The sequence below is a fragment of the Thermogemmatispora sp. genome, from assembly GCF_042408735.1.
Taxonomy (GTDB): Bacteria; Chloroflexota; Ktedonobacteria; order Ktedonobacterales; family Ktedonobacteraceae; genus Thermogemmatispora.
Genome location: NZ_JBHOQV010000174.1, coordinates 1 through 1,952, shown reverse-complemented (window position 1 = coordinate 1,952; position 1,952 = coordinate 1). Strand labels below are relative to the sequence as shown.

The following is a 1,952-nucleotide window of genomic DNA, read 5'->3' as shown; positions in this document are numbered from 1 at the left end:
ATGATGACATGGCGCGAAGCCGCAGTATTCCGGTGGCACTCTTGAAAGAGCCAGATTTCTTTGAATTGTCTGCCGAGGCCCGCGTGGTGTTCATCGGCCTGATCCTGGAGGCCGATGACGAAGGGCGCGGGCGGGCCCACGCGGGCCTGCTGGCACGACTGTTTAATGTCAGCGAGACCGCGGTGGAGGAAGCCCTCAGCCAGTTAGTCGAGCGGGGGCTGCTGCTGCACTACCAGGTGGGGCGCCAGCAGTACTATCAGTGGCTGCCCTGGAAGCAGTGGCAATCGCTGAGCAAGCCCACGCCCTCCCAGTTGCCGCCCCCTCCAGCATGGGGGGAGCAGGAGTCCGTGGCAGAGCCAGTTCTGGCAGAACGAGCTGGCTGTTCCGAGTCTGGGGTTTCCTGGGTTTTTCTGGAAAATCCTGGGAACCCCAGGAAACCCCAGTCAGAAGAAGAAGGGGAAGGGGAAGGGGAAAGAGAAAGAGAAGAGGGAACAGAAAGGGAACGAGAACAAGCATCACTGGTGACGAAGCAGGCGGCTGGCGCAGGGTCGACCAGCGCATCGCCGAAGGTAGTCCCCTTCCCTGGCCCAGCAGCCCCTCGCGTCGACAGCGGCGTCGACGCTGCTCTGTGTCAAGAGATTGCCGAGATCCTGGGCCTCCCGGCGTCGCGGCAACTCTGCCAGGTGTTGGAAGAATTTGCCGCGACGCTGGGCTGGTCAGCAGTGCGCGGAGAAGCTGTCGAATGTGCCGAATATATCCAGGACCCGCGGCGCAATCAGCGGCAGCAGCGGCTGACGCCAGGCTTTTTCCGCCGCTGGCTCAAACGCGTGCAGGCCGCGCAGGCTCAGGCGCCGGTGCCCTCCAGGCAGGAGGTTGCAGCCGGGTCGGAGGGGACAGGCTCGGCGAGCGCTGCCGGGCTGGAGAGCGGTCGCTGGCCCCCCAGGCGGGGCACGCGCTCGCATCTGCCCGTAGAACCGGCCTGGCAGTCTGATCCCATGGCCCAGTACCGTTCCTATGTCGAAGCGCAGCGACAGGCCTGGAAAGCAGCGTGCCAGGTTGAGCAGGTCGAGGCCGAGGAGCCAGGTGCCGCTGCAGGAGGGAGCTGAATGGGGTCCTTCACGCGACTGGGGGCCGCCCTGCGCGTGCCGGCGCGGCTGGCCAGCCGGTTCTCCCCGGAGCGGGTAGCGACCTCGCAGGCGGAGGCCCGCTGGACCTGTCCTACCTGTGGGACCATTGTCGAGCCGCTCGCGCTGGACGATGGACGCTGGCTCCGGTTGCGCTGCGGCTGCGAAGTGCACGCCAGCGCGGAGCAGTGGCGGGTGCAGCAGCGCGTCCTGCTGGAGGAACAGCGGAGCAAGCTGCTGGCAAGCCAGCTTTTTGGCTGGCTGGCGCCGGCGCAAGCAGCCCAGGGTCCTTCCGGGCAATTCGAAACGTTCCGGCTCGATATGCGCCCAGGCGATACGCCCCAGACCGTGCGGCAGCGCCAGCTCGCCTTGCAGGAAGCGCAGCGGTTTGCGCATGATCCCCAGGGCACGCTGCTGCTGGTCGGCCCCCCTGGGGTGGGCAAGACCCATCTGGCGGCGGCCATTGCACGCGCCCGGGTGGCCGCAGGACAGGCCTGCCTGTTCGCCAGCGCGGTGGCGCTCTTCGAGCAGATCCAGGTGCTGCTGCGCCAGGACGAGGACTACCTGTGCCTCCTCCAGAAAGCGATGCAGACCCCTCTGCTCGTTTTGGACGACATTGACAAACCAAAGCCAAGCGACTTCCGTGAGGAAGTCTACTACCGGCTGCTGGATCAGCGGCTCCAGAGCGGGAGAGCGACCGTGGTGACGGCCAACCATCGCCCGGATCAGCTCCTGGCCTGGCTGGGGGCCGCGGGCGTCTCGCGGCTCCTTGCTGAGGCGCGCGTGGTCGAGTTAGAAGGGCCAGACTACAGGTTATTCCCCAAGCGA

2 protein-coding genes are annotated in these 1,952 nt (G+C 66.3%); both read left to right on the top strand.

What is annotated here, in order from left to right:
• On the top strand, positions 1-1,106 hold a 1,106-nt coding region (locus ACFMO7_RS18850), incomplete at its 5' end, for a winged helix-turn-helix domain-containing protein (RefSeq protein ID WP_376797035.1).
• Positions 1,107-1,952 (top strand): ATP-binding protein (locus ACFMO7_RS18845; RefSeq protein WP_376797034.1); only part of this gene is annotated, 846 nt, incomplete at its 3' end.